The sequence below is a fragment of the Flavobacterium sp. GW821-FHT11G01 genome (assembly GCF_058808175.1).
On record NZ_JBXARK010000008.1, the window covers coordinates 1 to 18,695 of the forward strand.

The 18,695-nt window shown below is 32.8% G+C and carries 20 protein-coding genes; 9 read left to right on the top strand and 11 right to left on the bottom strand.

Going from position 1 to position 18,695, the window contains the following annotated elements; genetic code table 11:
• Positions 1-253: 253 nt before the first annotated feature.
• On the bottom strand, positions 254-1,489 hold the full coding sequence (locus tag AC1RRN_RS14710) for an ABC transporter permease (RefSeq protein ID WP_492968022.1): 1,236 nt from the start codon (positions 1,487-1,489) through the stop codon (positions 254-256).
• Positions 1,490-1,600: 111 nt separating this feature from the next.
• Positions 1,601-2,095 carry a YkgJ family cysteine cluster protein gene (locus tag AC1RRN_RS14715; RefSeq protein WP_053472553.1) on the bottom strand — a complete coding sequence of 165 codons (495 nt, stop codon included), beginning with the start codon at positions 2,093-2,095 and terminating at the stop codon, positions 1,601-1,603.
• Between the two features lie 74 nt (positions 2,096-2,169).
• On the opposite strand from AC1RRN_RS14715, the gene AC1RRN_RS14720 reads away from it, so the two are divergent.
• Positions 2,170-2,877 (top strand): class I SAM-dependent methyltransferase, encoded by a 708-nt coding sequence (locus tag AC1RRN_RS14720; protein ID WP_492968023.1) that lies wholly within the window; start codon positions 2,170-2,172, stop codon positions 2,875-2,877.
• A gap of 18 nt (positions 2,878-2,895) precedes the next feature.
• Positions 2,896-3,441 (top strand): YfiT family bacillithiol transferase, encoded by a 546-nt coding sequence (locus AC1RRN_RS14725; protein ID WP_492968024.1) that lies wholly within the window; start codon positions 2,896-2,898, stop codon positions 3,439-3,441.
• A gap of 84 nt (positions 3,442-3,525) precedes the next feature.
• On the opposite strand, the gene AC1RRN_RS14730 is transcribed toward AC1RRN_RS14725, so the two are convergent.
• The 8 genes from AC1RRN_RS14730 to AC1RRN_RS14765 all read right to left on the bottom strand — a co-directional run bounded on the left by AC1RRN_RS14730 (position 3,526) and on the right by AC1RRN_RS14765 (position 10,018).
• Positions 3,526-4,158, bottom strand: coding sequence for a 7-carboxy-7-deazaguanine synthase QueE (locus tag AC1RRN_RS14730; RefSeq protein ID WP_056187446.1), 633 nt, complete (start codon positions 4,156-4,158; stop codon positions 3,526-3,528).
• A gap of 101 nt (positions 4,159-4,259) precedes the next feature.
• Positions 4,260-5,927 (bottom strand): tetratricopeptide repeat protein, encoded by a 1,668-nt coding sequence (locus tag AC1RRN_RS14735; RefSeq protein ID WP_492968025.1) that lies wholly within the window; start codon positions 5,925-5,927, stop codon positions 4,260-4,262.
• A gap of 16 nt (positions 5,928-5,943) precedes the next feature.
• On the bottom strand, positions 5,944-6,867 hold the full coding sequence (locus AC1RRN_RS14740; RefSeq protein ID WP_492968026.1) for a PstS family phosphate ABC transporter substrate-binding protein: 924 nt from the start codon (positions 6,865-6,867) through the stop codon (positions 5,944-5,946).
• Positions 6,868-6,869: 2 nt separating this feature from the next.
• Positions 6,870-7,100 carry a hypothetical protein gene (locus AC1RRN_RS14745; RefSeq protein WP_026983456.1) on the bottom strand — a complete coding sequence of 77 codons (231 nt, stop codon included), beginning with the start codon at positions 7,098-7,100 and terminating at the stop codon, positions 6,870-6,872.
• On the bottom strand, positions 7,100-7,897 hold the full coding sequence (locus tag AC1RRN_RS14750; RefSeq protein WP_492968027.1) for an energy transducer TonB: 798 nt from the start codon (positions 7,895-7,897) through the stop codon (positions 7,100-7,102). Before AC1RRN_RS14750 ends, AC1RRN_RS14745 begins: the two co-directional genes overlap by 1 nt.
• Before the next feature lie 36 nt (positions 7,898-7,933).
• Positions 7,934-8,491: an ExbD/TolR family protein gene (locus AC1RRN_RS14755; protein ID WP_492968028.1), complete on the bottom strand. Its 558-nt coding sequence runs from the start codon at positions 8,489-8,491 to the stop codon at positions 7,934-7,936.
• Between the two features lie 19 nt (positions 8,492-8,510).
• On the bottom strand, positions 8,511-9,137 hold the full coding sequence (locus tag AC1RRN_RS14760) for an ExbD/TolR family protein (RefSeq protein ID WP_492968029.1): 627 nt from the start codon (positions 9,135-9,137) through the stop codon (positions 8,511-8,513).
• A 56-nt stretch (positions 9,138-9,193) separates the two neighbouring features.
• Positions 9,194-10,018 (bottom strand): MotA/TolQ/ExbB proton channel family protein, encoded by an 825-nt coding sequence (locus tag AC1RRN_RS14765; RefSeq protein ID WP_056187425.1) that lies wholly within the window; start codon positions 10,016-10,018, stop codon positions 9,194-9,196.
• 380 nt (positions 10,019-10,398) lie between these two features.
• Here AC1RRN_RS14765 and AC1RRN_RS14770 point away from each other — a divergent pair, with 380 nt between their 5' ends.
• Positions 10,399-11,916 carry a helicase HerA-like domain-containing protein gene (locus tag AC1RRN_RS14770; RefSeq protein WP_492968030.1) on the top strand — a complete coding sequence of 506 codons (1,518 nt, stop codon included), beginning with the start codon at positions 10,399-10,401 and terminating at the stop codon, positions 11,914-11,916.
• A gap of 87 nt (positions 11,917-12,003) precedes the next feature.
• Here AC1RRN_RS14770 and AC1RRN_RS14775 read toward each other — a convergent pair whose 3' ends face one another.
• Positions 12,004-13,347, bottom strand: coding sequence for an FAD-dependent oxidoreductase (locus AC1RRN_RS14775; protein ID WP_492968031.1), 1,344 nt, complete (start codon positions 13,345-13,347; stop codon positions 12,004-12,006).
• Between the two features lie 426 nt (positions 13,348-13,773).
• On the opposite strand from AC1RRN_RS14775, the gene AC1RRN_RS14780 reads away from it, so the two are divergent.
• The 6 genes from AC1RRN_RS14780 (at position 13,774) to AC1RRN_RS14805 (ending at position 18,665) form a co-directional block, all read left to right on the top strand.
• Positions 13,774-14,367, top strand: a complete 594-nt coding sequence (locus AC1RRN_RS14780) for a GNAT family N-acetyltransferase (protein WP_492968032.1) — start codon at positions 13,774-13,776, stop codon at positions 14,365-14,367.
• A 92-nt stretch (positions 14,368-14,459) separates the two neighbouring features.
• Positions 14,460-15,254, top strand: coding sequence for a helix-turn-helix domain-containing protein (locus AC1RRN_RS14785; RefSeq protein WP_492968033.1), 795 nt, complete (start codon positions 14,460-14,462; stop codon positions 15,252-15,254).
• A 78-nt stretch (positions 15,255-15,332) separates the two neighbouring features.
• Positions 15,333-15,875: a nuclear transport factor 2 family protein gene (locus AC1RRN_RS14790; RefSeq protein ID WP_492968034.1), complete on the top strand. Its 543-nt coding sequence runs from the start codon at positions 15,333-15,335 to the stop codon at positions 15,873-15,875.
• A gap of 1 nt (position 15,876) precedes the next feature.
• Positions 15,877-16,377: a nuclear transport factor 2 family protein gene (locus AC1RRN_RS14795; protein ID WP_492968035.1), complete on the top strand. Its 501-nt coding sequence runs from the start codon at positions 15,877-15,879 to the stop codon at positions 16,375-16,377.
• Between the two features lie 230 nt (positions 16,378-16,607).
• Positions 16,608-18,062 (top strand): serine hydrolase, encoded by a 1,455-nt coding sequence (locus AC1RRN_RS14800; protein WP_492968036.1) that lies wholly within the window; start codon positions 16,608-16,610, stop codon positions 18,060-18,062.
• Positions 18,063-18,215: 153 nt separating this feature from the next.
• Positions 18,216-18,665, top strand: coding sequence for a hypothetical protein (locus AC1RRN_RS14805; protein ID WP_492968037.1), 450 nt, complete (start codon positions 18,216-18,218; stop codon positions 18,663-18,665).
• The last annotated feature ends 30 nt before the right edge of the window (positions 18,666-18,695 follow it).

Sequence of the window (18,695 nt, forward strand, 5' to 3'; positions counted from 1 at the left end):
GACTCCCCTAGCCCCGATGGGAGGGAAAATCCTTTCTTGCCGGGGTTCGGCAAGAAAGATTGGAAGGAACAGCGGGATCAGCTCCTGATTAAAATCTAAATCATAATGATCAAAATTCCAAAACTCGTATTAGAGGAAGATTTATTGCTCTTATATATTATAGTATGTTTTCTACTTATGTATATATGTATAAAAAATAAACCCGACAGATTTTGAAAACTTGTCGGGTTTGGAATCGTTATATACTAAACAATTAATCGAAACGAATTGCTTTTACTGGCGAGATCCTGGTTATGATATAGGAAGGAATTAATAATACCAGGAAACAAACCGTAACTGTTAGCAAATTCAGAAGTATTATATAACCCCAGTTTATGTATACTGGCGCTACGTTGACATAATAGTTTTCGGGGTTTAAATGAATGACTCCGAATTGTTGTTGAATTAGCAATAATGAAATACCAATTAAGTTACCCCAGAAGAGCCCTCTTACAATAAGGTAAAATGCATTGTACAAAAATATTTTACGAACTGTCCAGTTATTTGCTCCCAACGCTTTTAGAATACCGATCATTTGGGTACGCTCCAAGATAAGAACCAATAATGCCACAACCATATTTATTGTTGCCACTAATATCATAACAGCAAGAATGACGATTATATTAAAATCGAAAAGCTGAAGCCAGTCAAAAATGTAACTGTATTTTTCGATTATTGTTTTTGTATCAAGATTTGATGATGTTTGATCATAGATTTGATCGCCTGTTGTTTTAATGGTATTAAAATCTTTTACAAAAACTTCGAAGGCGCCAATTTGATCCAGAGTCCACTTATTTATTCTTTGAATGTGACGAATATCTCCTATTATATATGTAGCATCGAAATTTTGAAAACCTGAATTAAAAATCCCTGTAATTTTAAATCGACGACTATTTGGCATTTTGCCTTGCTCTTCTTTTATAAAGAAGGTATTGAATTGATCACCTACTTTTAAATTTAGACGATCAGCAAGAAATCTTGAAATTATGACTTCTTCATTCAGCTCTTTAGTAAAATCAGGCAATTTCCCTTCAACTAAATATTCTTTTATATTATTCCAATCGTAATCTGCACCAACTCCTTTGAAAATAATTCCTTCAAAAGCATTTTCGGTTCTAATGATTCCGGCCTTACTTGCGATCGCCTGGATATGCTTTACTTCGGGGACTGATTTAAAATTGGGATAAAAATCTTGTTTTTTAGAAATAGGAATTAAAGTTACTTCAGAATTATTATTGTCATAATTCGAAATAATAACCTGTCCATTGAAAGCTGAAACTTTGTCGCGTATTTTTTGTTGCAAGCCAATTCCGGTTGCAACAGAAACCAGCATCATAATAATACCAATAGCAATAGCGGAAATGGCAATTTTGATAATCGGCGCCGAAATACTGCTTTTATAATCTTTGGCAGTAATTAGTCTTTTGGCTATAAAATATTCTAAATTCAATTTATGACGTCTGATTAATGATTATTTCTTTATTTGATTTCACTTCTGTCCAAAAATACACTTTAAAAAGCAAAAAAGAATTGTTCGAAAAACAATTACAATATTTAAACTCTAAAGTGGCAGCTTCTTTTTCATTTCTTCTACTATATTATATGCTGCAGGACAAATGGCTACATTTTTTAGCGTAAGGTCAGCAATCTGATGAAACTTTTTACGATCGGTATGAGGAAATTCTCTACATGCTTTTGGGCGTACATCGTAAATCATACAATAATTTTCACTGTCCAGAAAAGTACAAGGAACACTTTTCAGGACGTAATCTTTATCTTCATCAATACGGAGATATTGATCAATAAATTGCTGTGGTTTTTGTCTGAAAGATTTTGAAATTCTTTCAATATCAGCCAAAGTAAACAACGGCCCGGTTGTTTTACAACAATTGGCACATTGTAAACAATCCGTTTTTTTAAATTCCGCATCATGCAAATCCTGCATGACGTAATCTAAATTCTTTGGCTGCTTCTTTTTCAGCTTATCAAAATACTTTTTGTTTTCGATATGCTTATCTTTGGCTAACTTATTTAAGTTATTTAAAATTTGTTTCAAGTTTAAAATTTAAAGTTGATCTGCAAAATTAAACAACTTTGAACTTGAAACCTTAAACTTTGAACTAAATTACCATGAAAGATCTTTTTGGAAAAGCGATGTACGATTTTCAGACCAATAATTCACCTGAAGATATAATAACAGAAACTTCTATTTCTGAAGAAGATGAGATGAGTGTCGATTATCTATTTCGGTCTTATAATGAAATGCCTAAACTGGAACAAAAAGCACTACAATTAGCTTTTGGAAAAACCTTAGATGTAGGTTGCGGAGCCGGAAGCCACAGCTTATCACTACAAAATGATCGTAATTTAGATGTTACTTCTATCGATATTTCAGAAAAAGCAATAGCAACCTGTAAACTTCGTGGTGTTAAAAATGCAAAAGTTCAGAATATATTAGACTTTGAAGTAGAGAAATTCGATACCGTTATATTATTAATGAACGGAGTTGGAATTTTTGGAAAACTAGATAACTGTAATAAATATTTATCAAAATTAAAGTCACTTTTAAATCCTGGAGGTCAAATTTTATTAGACAGTTCTGATATTATCTATATGTTTGATGAGGATGAAGATGGCGGAAAATGGATTCCGTCGAATAACGATTACTACGGCGAACTAGTATTTAATATTTCTTACAAAGGAGAAAAAGAAGAGCCTTTTGATTGGTTATATCTTGATTATAATACATTACAAAATGCTGCCGTTGCAAATGGATTAAAATGTGAGCTTATTTTAGAAGGCGAACATTATGATTATTTAGCGAGACTTTCGATATAAAAACATTATTACAATATTATGGAAGAATTAGATTTAGAGAAATTAAAATTTCCGATTGGAAAATTTGAGGCACCGAAAGCCTATACGTCCGAATATATTTCAGATCGAATTGACGAAATAGTATCTTTTCCTGAAAGACTAAGAAAAGTAACGCTTCATTTAACTGATGAACAATTGGATACACCTTATCGCCCGGGCGGATGGACGGTTCGTCAAGTCGTTCATCATTGCGCCGAAAGCCATATGAATTGTTTCATACGAATTAAATGGGCCTTGACTGAAAATAATCCTGTTATAAAAGCGTACGATGAAACTTTATGGTCTGAACTACCCGATAATTTAAAAATGCCTATTCAACCCACATTAAATTTACTGGAAGGGCTACATTACCGATTGACGTTTATAATGAAAAATTTATCAGAAGCTGATTTAGATAAATCCTTTATACATCCGGAAAATATTTCAGAATATCGAATTAAACAACTTATAGGAACTTATGCCTGGCATGGAAACCATCATTTGACCCATATTACTAATTTAAAAAAATATAAAAACTGGAAATAAAGAAGGTTGTTTCTTTTTTACACAGCGTATACAAATTACCACAAACAAAAAATCTCTTCAGCTGAAGAGATTTTTTTATTCTATTTATGGAATATTCAAATATTTATGAGTTTGAAGCGAAACTCTCCATTTTGGATTATTCATTACATAATCAACAATTAAAGGAGTCATTTCTTCTTTTTTACTCCATTCTGGCTGAAGAAACAAAATTGCATTATCATTTACTAATTCTGCTTGCTCTTCTGCAAAGATAAAATCATGTTTATTGTAAATAATTACTTTTAATTCGTGCGCATTATCATATACGGTTTGAGTAGGCAATTTATTTTTCTTCGGCGAAAGACAAATCCAATCCCATGTTCCTGAAAGCGGATATGCGCCGGAAGTTTCAATATGAACTTTTAAATTTTTATCTTTTAATTGTTGAGTTAACAAACTCATATCCCAGGTTAAAGGCTCTCCACCTGTAATTACAACGGTATCGGCATAACTTGAAGCATTCTTTACAATTAAATCAACACTTGTTGGCGGATGTAATTCAGCATTCCAACTTTCCTTCACATCACACCAGTGACAACCTACATCGCATCCTCCAATTCTAATAAAATATGCTGCTGTACCTGTATGAAAACCTTCTCCCTGAATGGTATAAAATTCTTCCATCAAAGGCAACATCGCTCCTTTATTAACTTCTAATTGTATTTCTTTTGATAACATTATTTTATTTTAAAGTGCAAAGATAGTCAATTAAATACGGAACAAAAAAAACCGACAGTTCAAAGGAACTGCCGGTTTTATATTTAATCAAATAAACTTTCTTATTTTAAAGCTTTCACAGATTGAGCAGCATAAGCATTAGTTGGATCTAAAACTAAACTTTTATTGAAATATTCAATAGCTTTTGCTTTGTCAGTGTTAGCATAAGCAGCACCAATTGAATTATAAGATTCCACAACTTTTTTAACTGTTGCAGGTTTTGCTAATTCTTCAGCACCTTTTGCAGTTGTTTTGTTAATATACTCTTGGTAGTTTTTGATAATTAAATCATCTTTCTCCAATAAGTTATTGATTCTTCCTTTGTATAAGTAAGCCTCATCATAAGTTGGAGAAGCAACCAATACTCTATCAAAAGCAGCATCAGCTTTAGCCAAACCAGCAGCATCCATAGCTGTTTTTTCTTTATTTGCATTTGCATAGTAAAGAGAAATACCATAGTATACATTATCATTTAGATAATTTTTTTGCTCTGTATTTGTAGTGCTCAATTCATAGATTGCAGCAGCTTGATTGTATTGTTTTTTAGTAAACAATTCTTTACCGAAATCACCAAGATCTTCAACAGCTAAAGGTTCTACAGCAACTGCTTTTTTGATTTCAGCTAAACCAGCTTCAAAAGCAGCAGGATCAACTACACCAGCAGCATCAGTTCCTTTTTTAATTTTAGCAAATCCTAAGTACAAATTATCTTTTGCGATAACTTTATTAGAAGGCACTTTCATGTAATCTTCTAAAGATTTAATTGCCACATCATAATTACCATTTTCGTAAGCTGAATATCCTAAATATCTGTAAATTCTAGGATTAACTTTATCTAACTCGATCATTTTATTTGCTTCTTTTTCAAGAGCTTTATAATCTTCAACTAAGATCAAGAAATCAGCATGACGCATTCTAGAGTTCATAGAATAATCCGTTAAACTCAAGTATTTTTCGTAATTCTGAATTGCTTTTTGATAATTTACCTGTCTTGTAGAAGGTTTATTTCTAGCCCATTTATAATACGTTTCAGCCAACTCTCTGTAAACTGGTCCGTAATTAGCATCAATAGCAATAACTTCATTGAAAGATTTAATTGCTTCATCATAAGATTTAGCACCTTTTAATAAAACTCCTAATTGCATTTTTGCTCTTAAAAGCGTTGGATCAGCAGTAAATGCATCACGATATGCTTTATATGCATCATTTTGGTTGTTTGCTCCGTAATAAGCATCACCAATTGCCAAAAGTGCAGTTGCGTTTTGAGGCTCCAATAATAAAGCTTTCTTTAAACTAGCAATAGCATTTGTATAATCAGGATTTGTAGAATTCATATAAGCTCTACCAATGTAAATAAATTCATTTACATCTTTACGCTTCATATCTTTTGTAGCTAAACCAAAATTTGCCTGAGCTGATGCTGTATTTTTTGAATCAAGGTCCAATTGACCTAAACCAATATAATTTAAGTTTTTCTTGTCAGCAGCTTCTAAACCATTTAAGTAATAAATTTTAGCAGAATCAACAATAGTTTGATTAAGGTAAACATTACCCAATACAAAGTTAGCTTCACCATCAGAAGGTTTAGCTTTGATGATTGATTTCAGCAAGGATTTAGCTTTCTCAAATTGTTCAGCGTCAATTGCCTTTTTGGCCTGGTTTATATCTTGCGCTTTTGCAACAGAAGCTGAAGCAACTAAGGCAAGACTAAAAATTTTAAATTTATTCATCTTTATTGTAATTAATTTATTCTTTGTCGTTAATAATTTCATTCCTAATTTTAAGTTTTCTTCCCGGAGTTCTGACTGGCATTAATCCCGATTTTAATACAATTCTCTGTCCAATGTCACCCGCAACGAATGATGCAAACCCCATTCCTAATCCAGAATAACCCTGACAATTTATAATAAACAAATCACGTGCCAAAGGATATTTCTTTAATGCAATGTCAGTTTGACTTGGATCATAATACTTATCACCATTTAAACCTTTCACGCTTAATATGTTGATTTTTTTAATTGTTTCAATCATATTTGGCGAAGGCTGAGATAACCAATTAACACCAACTATCCCAATCATTCCATCATTCTCCGAAACAAACTTAATCACTTCTTCATTGGTTTTAAAAGAAAAAACACCAGTAGTCGGAATGTCTTTTACTTTTGCCAGTTCTTTCATGTAGCGAACTGTGCTTGAGTTTGGATTATCAAAAACAAGCCCCTTAATTCTTCCATCTGGTTTACCTTGCATTAAATCCAGTACAGTTTTCAACGCAATTAATGTATCATTATTGTTCCTGTTCGAAATTAAAGCAATTGCATCAGTTGCAAATGGCGTAACCCTTGGCTTGATCTTACTTTTTTCAAATCTTTGCAATTCTTCCTTAGTCAAATTTCTGGTGGTAACAACAACTTCAGTCTTCTGATTTAATAAATCGTTTATAACCTCTGCTTCAGATTTTGCTTTAACTCCTATTTTTGCATCATAGTAAGTTCCTTCAAAAACAGCAACCTGATCATCCACTATTGGCTTAACCGTTTCATCTACCGTAATATCAATAGAACCTTTTAGAATTGTTTCCTTATCTGATTCGTTCTTGCTTTTTTGGTTGCACATGGCAAACAAAAAAACAAAAACTACCAAACCGAAAACTCTACTATATTTTAACATATTTACTCTGCGTTTGAATTAATTAATCTTAGAAAACGGATTGCTGAATAAACGATCAGCAAACCACCAAAAGCATATCTGTATTTAGGTTCCATATCTAATGGCAATTTCTTCCAGAACATAATCATTAAACCCAGCACAAGATATATTAAAAAAAACAGTATTCCTAAAACAAGAAGAAATCGCTCTTTGAGCGATTTCTTCTGAATATTATTAAGCATATCTTTTAACATTATTCTGCAGATTGAATAGTAATAGGAAGAGAGTAAAGTACTCTAACTTTTTTACCATTTTGCTCGCCAGGAGTCCATTTTGGACATTTTTTAAGAACACGAATTGCTTCTGCTCCTGTACCGTAACCGATATCCCTTAAAACTTTAATGTCGGTTAATGAACCGTCTTTTTCAACTACAAACGTAACGTAAACTTTACCTTTTAAACCTTCTTCTTCCGGAGTCTTATAATTGTTTCCTACGAATTTGTAGAATTTCTCAATTCCTCCTGGGAAATCTGGTTTTACTTCGATACCAGCAGTGTTATATACTTGGTTATCTTCTTCTACTACTGCAGCAGTTCCAGTACCTACTGGCTCATCAACAGTTAAAACTGCATCCGGATCTCCTTTAATAGTTTCAGCACCAACCTTTTTATCTTTAAGATCCTCAATTTTCGGAGGCTCTTCTGTAACTTCTTCTGCCTTTGCAACCACAGGTTTTGTAAACTTCACCTGATCCACTTTTGGTGGCGGTGGCGGTGGTGGCGGTTGGTTAGGTTTTACTTCCTCTTTTTTAGGAGGCAGTTTTACTGTCGCGATCTTAACATTGTTATCTACTTCATCTTCACCAGAGTCTGGTAAAAAACTAGCAATAAGAGGAGCTGCAACAGCAAAGCTAAAAATGATCGAACCTATGATAAGCGCTTTTACCGTAGTTTTATTGTTCGATTTTCTTAACTCATATGCACCATATATCTTATTACGTCCTTCGAATACGATATCAAGCCACGTGTTTTTAATTATATCTAATTTCATTTTCTTGATTATTAGGATGTTAAAATAAGATAAATCTTACTTTTTCTCTACCAATTTATTTTCTTCTGGTGTAAACTCAGGAACAATAGCATAAGTTTTAACTCCACTAATAGCCATTTCATCCAAAATATCAACTAAATTACGGTAATTTGATTTTTTAGTTGGCTTAATAATAACGATGATCCCGCTTTTAGGTTTCCCTATCGAAACAGCATATTCTGTAGCTAATTTCTTTCGTTTAAGAAGTTCTCTACGAATACCATCTTTACCATAGGCAATATCTTTTGGCCCAACTTTAGGAGCAGACAATAATCCCATATAATAAGTTAACTTATTATTTTCACCTAATATCACAGTCATAGTAAGATTTTCATCTACCTTGGTGTCTTTAGTATCTTTCTCATTAGGATCTTTATCCGGCAGAGACAAATCCATCGATTGAGGTTTTGACAACGATGTGGTTAGCATAAAGAACGTGATCAACAAGAATGCCAAATCCACCATTGCCGTTAAATCGACTTTAGAATTTTGCTTTTTACTTCTTACTTTGCCACCTTTTCCACCACCACCGTCGCCGGTATTTAATTCAGCCATTTTAGTGTATCTTTTTTAATTAAAAGTCTTTTCCTCTCGTCCCTGTAACTAAGTTAAAGGAGTTGATTTTCTGATCTTGTAAAATATCCATGATCTTTTTGATCTGTGGATATTGTTCTTTCGCATCACCTTTTATTGCAATTTGCAATTCTTTATCATCAAGGTCAATCGCAGCTCTTCTTGAAACTAAAAGCCATTCTTTTAATTGATTGTCTAAAGAATCGATTGGAATTCCAGGTTGATCCGCTTTCACTCTGTCAGCTGCTTTCATAGCAATGATTTGCTTTAAATTTGCAACAGGCACACCGAAGTCATCCATTAAAGCAAATTTAGTTTTATCATCTTCTGAAAAAGTCACGCCGAATTTTGCACCCATTCCTTCAAGAGTTTTTTTACGAATCTCTCTACCTTTTAGGTCGAAAAACACTTTGCTTTTCCCATCTGCACCTTTTCCTACTGTGATAATTGCCAAATCAGTATCTGGTAATTTAAATTCAGCAACAGAAGCAGGCATATCTACAGGAAGTGCTTCAGGCACCTTAGCAGTAGCGGTCAAAATAAAGAACGTAAGCAAAAGGAACGCAACATCACACATGGCAGTCATATCTGTCGATGTTGACTTTTTTTTCATTTTTATTTTAGCCATTCTCTTTTATTTTTATTTTGATATAATTAATCTTAATTATTAATATCAAAAATTAATTATTGTTTCAAACTTCCTCTGAATCTTCTGTAAGTATTTACGATTGTAGTACCAGCCTCATCGATAGAGTAAGTTAAATCATCAATCTTAGCAGTAAAGAAGTTATAAGAAACGATAGCTAAGATAGAAGTAGAGATACCTGTTGCAGTGTTGATAAGTGCCTCAGAAATACCTGTTGCAAGAGCAGCCTGGTCTGGAGTTCCAGCAGAAGCTAACGCACCAAACGCTTTAATCATACCTGATACAGTTCCTAATAATCCTCCTAAAGTTCCTAATGATACTAAAGTAGAGATAATTGTCATGTTTTTTTCTAACATTGGCATTTCTAATGAAGTTGCCTCTTCGATTTCTTTGTGGATTACTTCAGAAGCTTCTTCACTGTTGAAACCTTCTTTTTTAACATCTTGATATTTAATCAAAGCAGATTTAATTGCATTTGCAACTGAACCTTGTTGTTTGTCACATGAAGCAATAGCAGCCTCGATGTTTCCTTCTTTGATACTTCCTTGAACGCTTTTCATGAATTTATCTAAGTTTGCTTTTCCAGCAGCTTTTCCGATAACGATAAATCTTTCAATTGAAAAAACAACAACCATTAAAAACATACCTAATAATACTGGTACAATAAATCCTCCTTTATATACTTGTCCTAATGTATTGATCGGGTGACCTGTTTCTGGATTTCCGCCTTCGAAGTTCGCTGCATCTCCCATGATTACTTTCCAAATAAACACCCCAACTAAAATACACGCTACAATAATGATTCCAGTGATCATTCCTCCTCCATTTGAAGTGCTTTCTTTTTTAACTTTAACGTTTGCCATTTTTTTTAATTTTAATAGTTTTAAATAATTTTTATTTTTTAGTTATATTTAACTTGTAGAGGAGCAAATTTATACGTTTAGTTTAAATAAAAAAACTTTTTTTAATTTTATTGAAGGAAATTTAACGTCAATTTAAAAAATATCTCATTAAATTGCCAACTCTATTTTTTTGATAAAACAAAAAACAGGACGAATTATGGGAAAATTACAACGTTTTAGTAAATATTCAAAGATTCCGTTGATATCTTCTTAAAAAGTTGCGAAATTTTTTTTTATCATATTTTTAATCAAAAAAGGCTTTTTCCTACTAAAATATATATATTGAAATTCTTAAAAAATTAAGCAATATTCTTATAATCATCTAAATTACAAATAAAAACATGAATAAAAAAGATAATTTCATTCAAGATATCAATACAGGATATCTTTCTAAAGGTGACAGTATCATTTTGGGAGGTGCTATGCTGGATGGAGAACCAATTGCTGAGGCTCATGTAAAAATTCCTCTTAAAACCTTAAATCGTCACGGGCTGATTGCCGGGGCAACGGGTACGGGAAAAACTAAAACAATTCAGGTTTTTTCAGAACAATTATCAAACGCGGGAATTCCTGTTTTGATGATGGATATTAAAGGTGATTTTAGTGGTATTGCAAAAGAAGGAAAAGAAGAAGGCTTTATTACGGAGCGTCATGCTAAAATAAACATACCTTATAATGTAGCCTCATTTCCTGTAGAATTAATGTCATTATCAAAACAAGATGGTGTGCGTTTGCGCGCAACAGTTTCTGAATTTGGCCCTGTATTATTTTCACGAATTTTAGATCTTAATGATACTCAGGCTGGCGTTGTTGCTGTAATTTTTAAATATTGCGATGACAATCAAATGCCTTTATTGGATTTAAAAGACATTAAAAAAGTTATCAATTATATTACCGAAGAAGGTAAAGACGAAATCACAGAAAGTTATGGTAAAATCTCAACAGCAACAACCGGAACGATTTTAAGAAAAATCATTGAATTGGAGCAACAAGGCGCCGATTTATTTTTTGGAGAATTGTCTTTTGAAATTGATGATTTAATGCGAATTGACGAAAACGGAAAAGGGTACGTAAACATCATCCGCCTGACGGATATTCAGGACAAACCTAAATTATTCTCTACTTTTATGTTGAGTTTATTGGCCGAGATTTATCAAAAAATGCCTGAAAAAGGAGATGCTGAACAACCTGAATTAGTGATATTTATAGATGAAGCGCATTTAATTTTCAACGAAGCCAGTAAAGTATTATTAGAACAAATAGAAACGATTGTGAAACTAATTCGTTCTAAAGGTATTGGCGTTTATTTTGTAACTCAAAACCCAATGGATGTTCCGAGTGGTGTTTTGGCTCAGTTAGGTTTAAAAATTCAACATGCACTTAGAGCTTTTACGGCAAATGATCGTCAGGCAATTAAAAAAACGGCTGACAATTACCCAACTTCTACCTATTATAAAACAGAAGAATTGCTTACCAGTTTAGGAATTGGAGAAGCTTTGGTTACGGCTTTAAATGAAAAAGGAGTTCCAACTCCGCTTGTTGCCACCATGATGCGCGCACCAGAAAGCCGAATGGATATTTTAACTTCAGCAGAAATCGACGAAATAAACAATAAATCGAAACTGGTTAAAAAATACAACGAAGAAATTGACAGAGAAAGCGCTTACGAATTGCTATGCAAAAAAATCGAAGATGCGACCCAAGCTGCTGCCGAGCAAGAAGAACAAGCTCCAACAAAATCTTCAAAAACGGAACCTAGTACAGCAAGTGTTGTCGGGAAATCGGTTTTGAAAGTGGTAACTAGTGCGACCTTTATAAGAGGCGTTTTTGGCGTATTGTCAAAAATCTTCAAGAAGTAAAAATATTTCACCATAAGTGATATAAGTTAATATAATGCTTTGCGCATAAATCAAAATGAAACTTATATCACTTATGGTGAAAAAAAATTATGCGTTTTGTAGCAATTCCAGAATCTTATTTTCTACTTCTGGGGTGTTCCAAATATTTTCAATATTATCTAGTTTTAAAACTTCTTCCATAATTCCGTTTTGGAAATCTCCAATTGCCAAGGCTTCGGCATACGGACGATCACTAAAAGTTACACGACTATAAAGCGGAATCCATTTATCCGGATGTTTGTCTGAAAATGCTTTTTCAATCTTCTTTTGTAATAAGAATTTCTCATCAGCAGTTTTCGTGCTCATTTCCATGAAATTACGATACGAAAGTTCTGCAATAGCATCAGCATTTGGTTTTCTTGAAATTTGATATTCAGAGAAAATCTTTTTCCAGTCGTTTCCGTATTTTTCAATCATTTCATTTAAAACTGTGATATCTTCAAAACCAGCATTCATTCCTTGTCCGTAAAACGGAACAATCGCGTGACAGGCATCTCCAATTAAAGCAATTTTATCTTCATACGTCCACGGAAAACATTTCATGGTTACCAAAGTACTGGTTGGATTCTTAAAGAAATCTTCAGCCAGCTTTGGAATCACTTCAATCGAATCCGGAAAATTTTTCTCAAAGAAATCTTCGACCATTTTACGGTCTGTAAGCGATTCAAAAGAATTTTCGCCTTCAAAAGGCATAAATAAAGTACAGGTAAAACTTCCATCCAAATTAGGAAGCGCAATCAACATGTATTTACCGCGTGGCCAAATATGAAATGAGTTTTTATCTAATTTATGAGTTCCATTGGCATTGGCCGGAATATTCAATTCTTTGTAACCCATATTCAAAAATTCCTGCGAATAATTGAACATGCTCTGGCGTTGCATTCTATGACGGATTCTTGAAAAAGCACCATCGGCACCAAAAACCATATCATATTTCTTCTCTTCCCACTCGCCTCTTTCGGTTTCACCAATATGTAAAGTTGCGTCACTCAGCGTTACATCCCAGATTTTCTGATCAAACAAAAATTCTGCTCCGGCCTGTTCCGCAAGATCAATCATTTTTCGATTCAGAGTTCCCCTTGAAATCGAATAAATCGATTCGCCTTCCTGTCCGTAGTTCTGAAAATTGAGTTTATCGACCAAATGTATTGCTCGTTTGTCCATCGGAATTGCGATTTCTCGTACCGCATCTCCAACACCAACACCATCAAGCGCTCTCCAGCCCCGATTAGACATTGCCAGATTTATAGAACGGCCCGAAAAATTAATTTTGCGAATATCAGGACTACGATCATAAACATGAACGGCATGACCTGCTTTTTTAAGGTAAATTGCCAACAGCGATCCTACCAATCCAGAACCTACAACGGCAATTTTTAGTGAAGTTTGCATCAAGAAAAATCTAAATATAAGATCGTAAAAATAAGTAATAATTCTACAAGAGCTTAAAAATAAAGGAAATATTTATGATTTAAAAGCTTATTTATCATGGCATGACCCGCAGAAAAAGCGGGTCGGGCTTTCGGCTATATTTTTTATTCCGCTTCTCTCCATAAAAGGATACCGCCTCTATCCCTCATGCAAGACCCGTTTTCATAACAAAATCTCGTTTTTATAAATTTATTAGGAATATGAAAAGGACTATTTTCGCTTTAGGGAATACTGGTGGAAAAATCACGCAAAGTCGCAAAGACGCAAAGTTTTTACGTTTTCCTTTTTAAAATTTCATTTTTTACTTTGCGTCTTCGCGACTTTGCGTGAAAATTATATCGCAATATATTAAAGAACTTAGTTAAGCACCACATAAAACAAAACACAATGAATAGCGAACTATTACAATCAAATATCATTCTGGAAAACGAACGCGTTTTATTACTTCCTTTTGAAAACGAAAGAAACATCGAACTCAAAGAAATCATTTTCGACGATGAAATCTGGAAATATATGGGAATGTATGTACGAACTGAAACTGACTTCGAAAACTACATTAAAAACACTTTAAAACAAAAAGCGGACGGAATTTGTTATCCGTTTTTGATTATTGACAAAGCCACAAACAAAGTTGCCGGAAGCACAAGATATGGTTATCTAAATCACGCAAGTCAAAAATGCGAAATTGGCTGGACTTGGTACGGAAAACAATTTCAGGGAACGGGTTTAAACAAAGCCTGTAAATATGAGTTATTAAATTTTGGTTTTGAAAACATTCAATTTAAAAGAATACAATTCAGCGCTGATTTGGAAAACAAAAAATCACAAAGAGCGATTGAGAAATTAGGTGCAGTTAAAGAAGGAATCTTTAGAAATAATTATGTTGATTCTGAAGGAAAGAGTAAAGATGATGTTTATTATAGTGTTATTTTGGAGGAATGGGAAAGTACGAAAAGAGTATTCTTTCCAGAATTTAGCTAGAAAATATGTTCTGTTATTGTGATTTAAAATGGTAATTTAGCATAGAAATTTTAATCTAAAAATCAGAAAAAATCTACTAATATAATCTCCAAATGAATCTATATTCCGAACATTATGTCAGCAAAAATTGCGAACGGTTCGTGAATAAAATTTGGTGCCTTGACAATAGCATTGGCGAAAGCCTGATCGAAAACAAACTTGTCTTACCAAATGGCTGTTTTAATCTCGCCATTGTTAGCGGAAATGCTATAGAAGTACATACGAGTAAAAATAAATATGTAATGGACGAAGGTTTTTACTTTTGTTCGCAAATGACCAATAAAGTTTTGGTTAATATTCAACCGAAAACTAAAGTCACTATTATTCAATTGCATGCCTGGACACTTTCATTTTTTCCAAAATATGATTTAAACAATTTTACAGATTCTATTATCAAAATCGATTCTACTGAATTGCCTTTTAAAATTGATTCAAAAAGTGATATTTCCGTTTTATTAAACACAATTAATATTTATTTTGAAGAGTTAAATTCGGCACATTCAGTTAAAAACGCAATCGAAAAAATCTGCGAAATCATCAAATTTCACCATGAAGAAATTTCGGTTTCCGAAATTGGTAAAAGTTTAAATGTTTCACAACGAATGCTTCAAATTAAATTTAAATTGGCAACCGGACTTACGATTAAAAAATACATTCAGATTCTGAAATTCCGAAAATCAGTCGATCAAATGGTAAATTCGGATTTAGAAAAACTAAAACTAACTGATGTAGCACTTTACAATCAATATTTTGATCAGTCGCACTTTATAAAACAGTTCAAAGATGTGACGAAAACAACTCCAAAAATGTTCAATTCGGACTTGTATTTTCTTTCAAAAAAAAGATAACATTTCGCATTTATACAATTTTGTGATTGATTGTTGATTTAGTTTTGCAAAATCATCAATCAACAATCAATCACAAAAATGAAAATCAATCCAACATTTCTCCAGTTAAAAAGTATTTTAATTGGAATTCAGTTCTTCCAGGTCCACTGCGGATTTTCTCAGGAAGAAAAAAACTCAGAATTGTACAAAACCATTATGTCCAAAGACAGTCTTCTATTTAATGTTGGCTTCAATACTTGCGACATCTCTCAGTTTGAAAATCTTTTTAGCGACGATTTTGAATTTTACCACGATCAGGATAGCATTTCTAACAAAGAACTTTTTTTAGTCAACTTAAAAAATGGCATCTGTCTTCCTGGCAAAAATTACAAAGTGAGAAGAGATTTGAAACAAGGTAGTACAGAAATTTATCCGTTAACAAAAAATGGTGCTTTGTATGGCGCTTTACAAAATGGAACTCATCAATTTTTTGAAATTTCTCCCGGCCAAGAAGACAAGCCCGGAAGTATCGCAAAATTTACTCACATCTGGCTTCTGAAAAATGGAGTCTGGAAATTAGCGAGATCTTTTAGCTACGATCATAAACTAGAAGATAATGGCAAACAACATTCAAAAAAATAAAATGAAAACTGATAAAATCAAAACTATGGAACCCATGATGAATATATTAATTCTTTTCATGCTTTTTTTAAGCAGAGAAGCAAAAGCACAGACCAATAGTGACGTTTTAAAAATGGATGCTTTAAAAACAGAAATCATTAAAATGGACAGTTTATTATTTGATGTTTCTTTCAATCAATGTGATGCCGCACTTTTCAAGAAAATAATAGCTGATGACATAGAATTTTACGACGATCGTTCCGGATTAAATACCTCGAAAGGAAATGAAATAAAATCATTACTCGATAAATGTGGAAGATCTGAGAAACTGACCCGAAAATTAAATTCCTGTACTATTGATAAATTGGGAGATTTTGGAGCCGTGCAAATTGGCGAACACACTTTTTATGTTAATGGAAAGCCCTCAGGAACTGGAAAATTCGTTCATATCTGGGAACGAAAAGGTAATACCTGGATACTAAAAAGAATTGTTAGTTATGAACATAGAGCTATTAAAAAATAGCTCTTTTTTTATGTCATTTTATCACTTTTAAAAAAAATAGAAAAAAACTGATTGTTCCTGAAACCAAATCGCATTTGAATCGTCTAACAAGAATCAAACGCAAACATCATCATCCTTTTTAATTTGTACATTCGTATAACAAATTAAATTTCAGATGATTAAATAGTTTCAATCATCAATCAAAAAATTAATCACCGATCATTAATCTTAATCAATAATCATCAATCACCATGAACAAATCAATCAAACTATTTGCAGTCTGTATTTTGGTACAGCTGTTTTCATTTCATGTCTTTGCACAAGACAAAGCAAAACAAATTGACCTGCTTTTAAGCAAATACAATGAATATGGACAATTTAACGGATCTGCACTTGTATCAGAAAATGGAAAAATTATTTTCAAGAAAGGATATGGTTCTGCCAATATGGAATGGAATATTCCAAACCAACCCGACACAAAATTTAGATTAGGCTCAATCAGCAAACAATTTACAGCTTTCTTACTTGTTAAACTGGCTGAAGATGGAAAACTAAAACTTGATGTACCCATAACTACTTATTTGCCAGATTATCCAAAAGAAAATGGAGATAAAATAACGATTCATCATCTACTAACACATACTTCAGGAATTCCGAATTATACTTCGGCGCCCAATTTCTTTAAAGAGAAAAGCAGAAATCCTTATGCTCCGGAAGAATTTGTAAAAACATTCTCGAGTTTACCACTTGAATTTACGCCTGCCGAAAGATTCAAATACAGCAATTCCGGTTATTTTTTATTGGGTTATATTATTGAAAAAGTTTCAGGTAAAACCTATGAGCAATATTTGCAGGAAACTATTCTTACGCCTTTGAAAATGGTAAATACAGGATACGATCATTTTGAGATCATTCTTAAAAACCGAGCTTCAGGTTACGAAAAACAAGGCAAAATAATTCGAAATTCTCCTTATCTTGATATGAGTATTCCTTATGCAGCAGGATCATTGTATTCTACTGTAGAAGATTTGTATTTATGGGATCAGGCACTTTATACCAATAAACTGCTTTCTGCAAAATCAATGGAATCTTTTTTCAAGCCTTATATTAGTACAGGTGGCGATGATTTTTACGGATATGGCTGGTTTTTAGAAGAAGCACCAAACGGAGACAAAGCTAAATTGAAAATTATTGAGCATGGTGGTGGTATTAACGGATTTAATACCATTATTTCACGAGTTCCTGCAGATAAAAATTTAGTTGTCTTATTAAATAATACGGGTGGAACCGTTTTAGGCGAAATGAACGAGGCCATCAGAGCTATTTTATATAACCAACCTTTTAACGAACCTAAAAAATCAATGGCAATTGAACTTTTAGATGTTTATTCAGAAAAAGGTGCCGCCGCTGGTACGGAGCTTTATAAAAAATTAAAAAGCGATCCAACATATCGTATTAAAGAAGGTGATATAAATAATATTGGCTATCAATTATTGCAAAGTGGTAAAAAGAAAGAAGCAATTGAAATTTTTAAAATCAATGTAGAAAATTTTCCTAAATCCGGCAATGTTTATGATAGTCTTGGCGAAGCTTATTTGGCCGATGGAGATAAAAATCTGGCTATTGCGAATTACATTAAATCTATTGAACTGGATCCAAAAAATGAAGCCGGAAAAAAAGTTTTAGAAGAAATTACAAAAAAATAATAATCTTAAAAAATTACAAATCAACTTCGATAGTATCAATTTAAAAACGATAGTATCGAAGTTTTTTTTTTGTTACAATTTCTAACATTCAAATTCGATAATTTGTCATAAAAAATATTATTTTAGCCGTACCCAAAAACACTAAAATAACCTATGAAAAATTTAAAAAAGTTCGCCTTTTTAGCTTTAGTGCTATGTCTTTTTACTCCAACTATTTCTATTTCTCAAAACACCGCTCCGCCTCCGGCAATGCCGACTCAGCAAAATAAAATTATAGTTGACAGAATTGTCGAAGTAGCGCATTACAAAACTTATGTTGTTGACTATTGCTTAACTAAAATAAATGAGGCTTCTGCCAAAGAAGGCTGGAACGAGCAAAAAGCAATGGAAATCACAGAAAGCATCAATTACAAAAATTTCAGAGACGCGATCTACAATATTTTTGCTTTTTATGACGAAGTTGAACTAGAGACTTTATTAAAAGCTTATGAAAAAGATACTGCATATCAGACAACAAACATCATGACAACAAATAAAGTGTTGCTTAATAATTTAGACATTTTTGCTCGTGACATTGTGAAAGGGAAATATATTTCTAAATAAAGGTTCAAAGTTGCAGAGCTACAAAGGTTC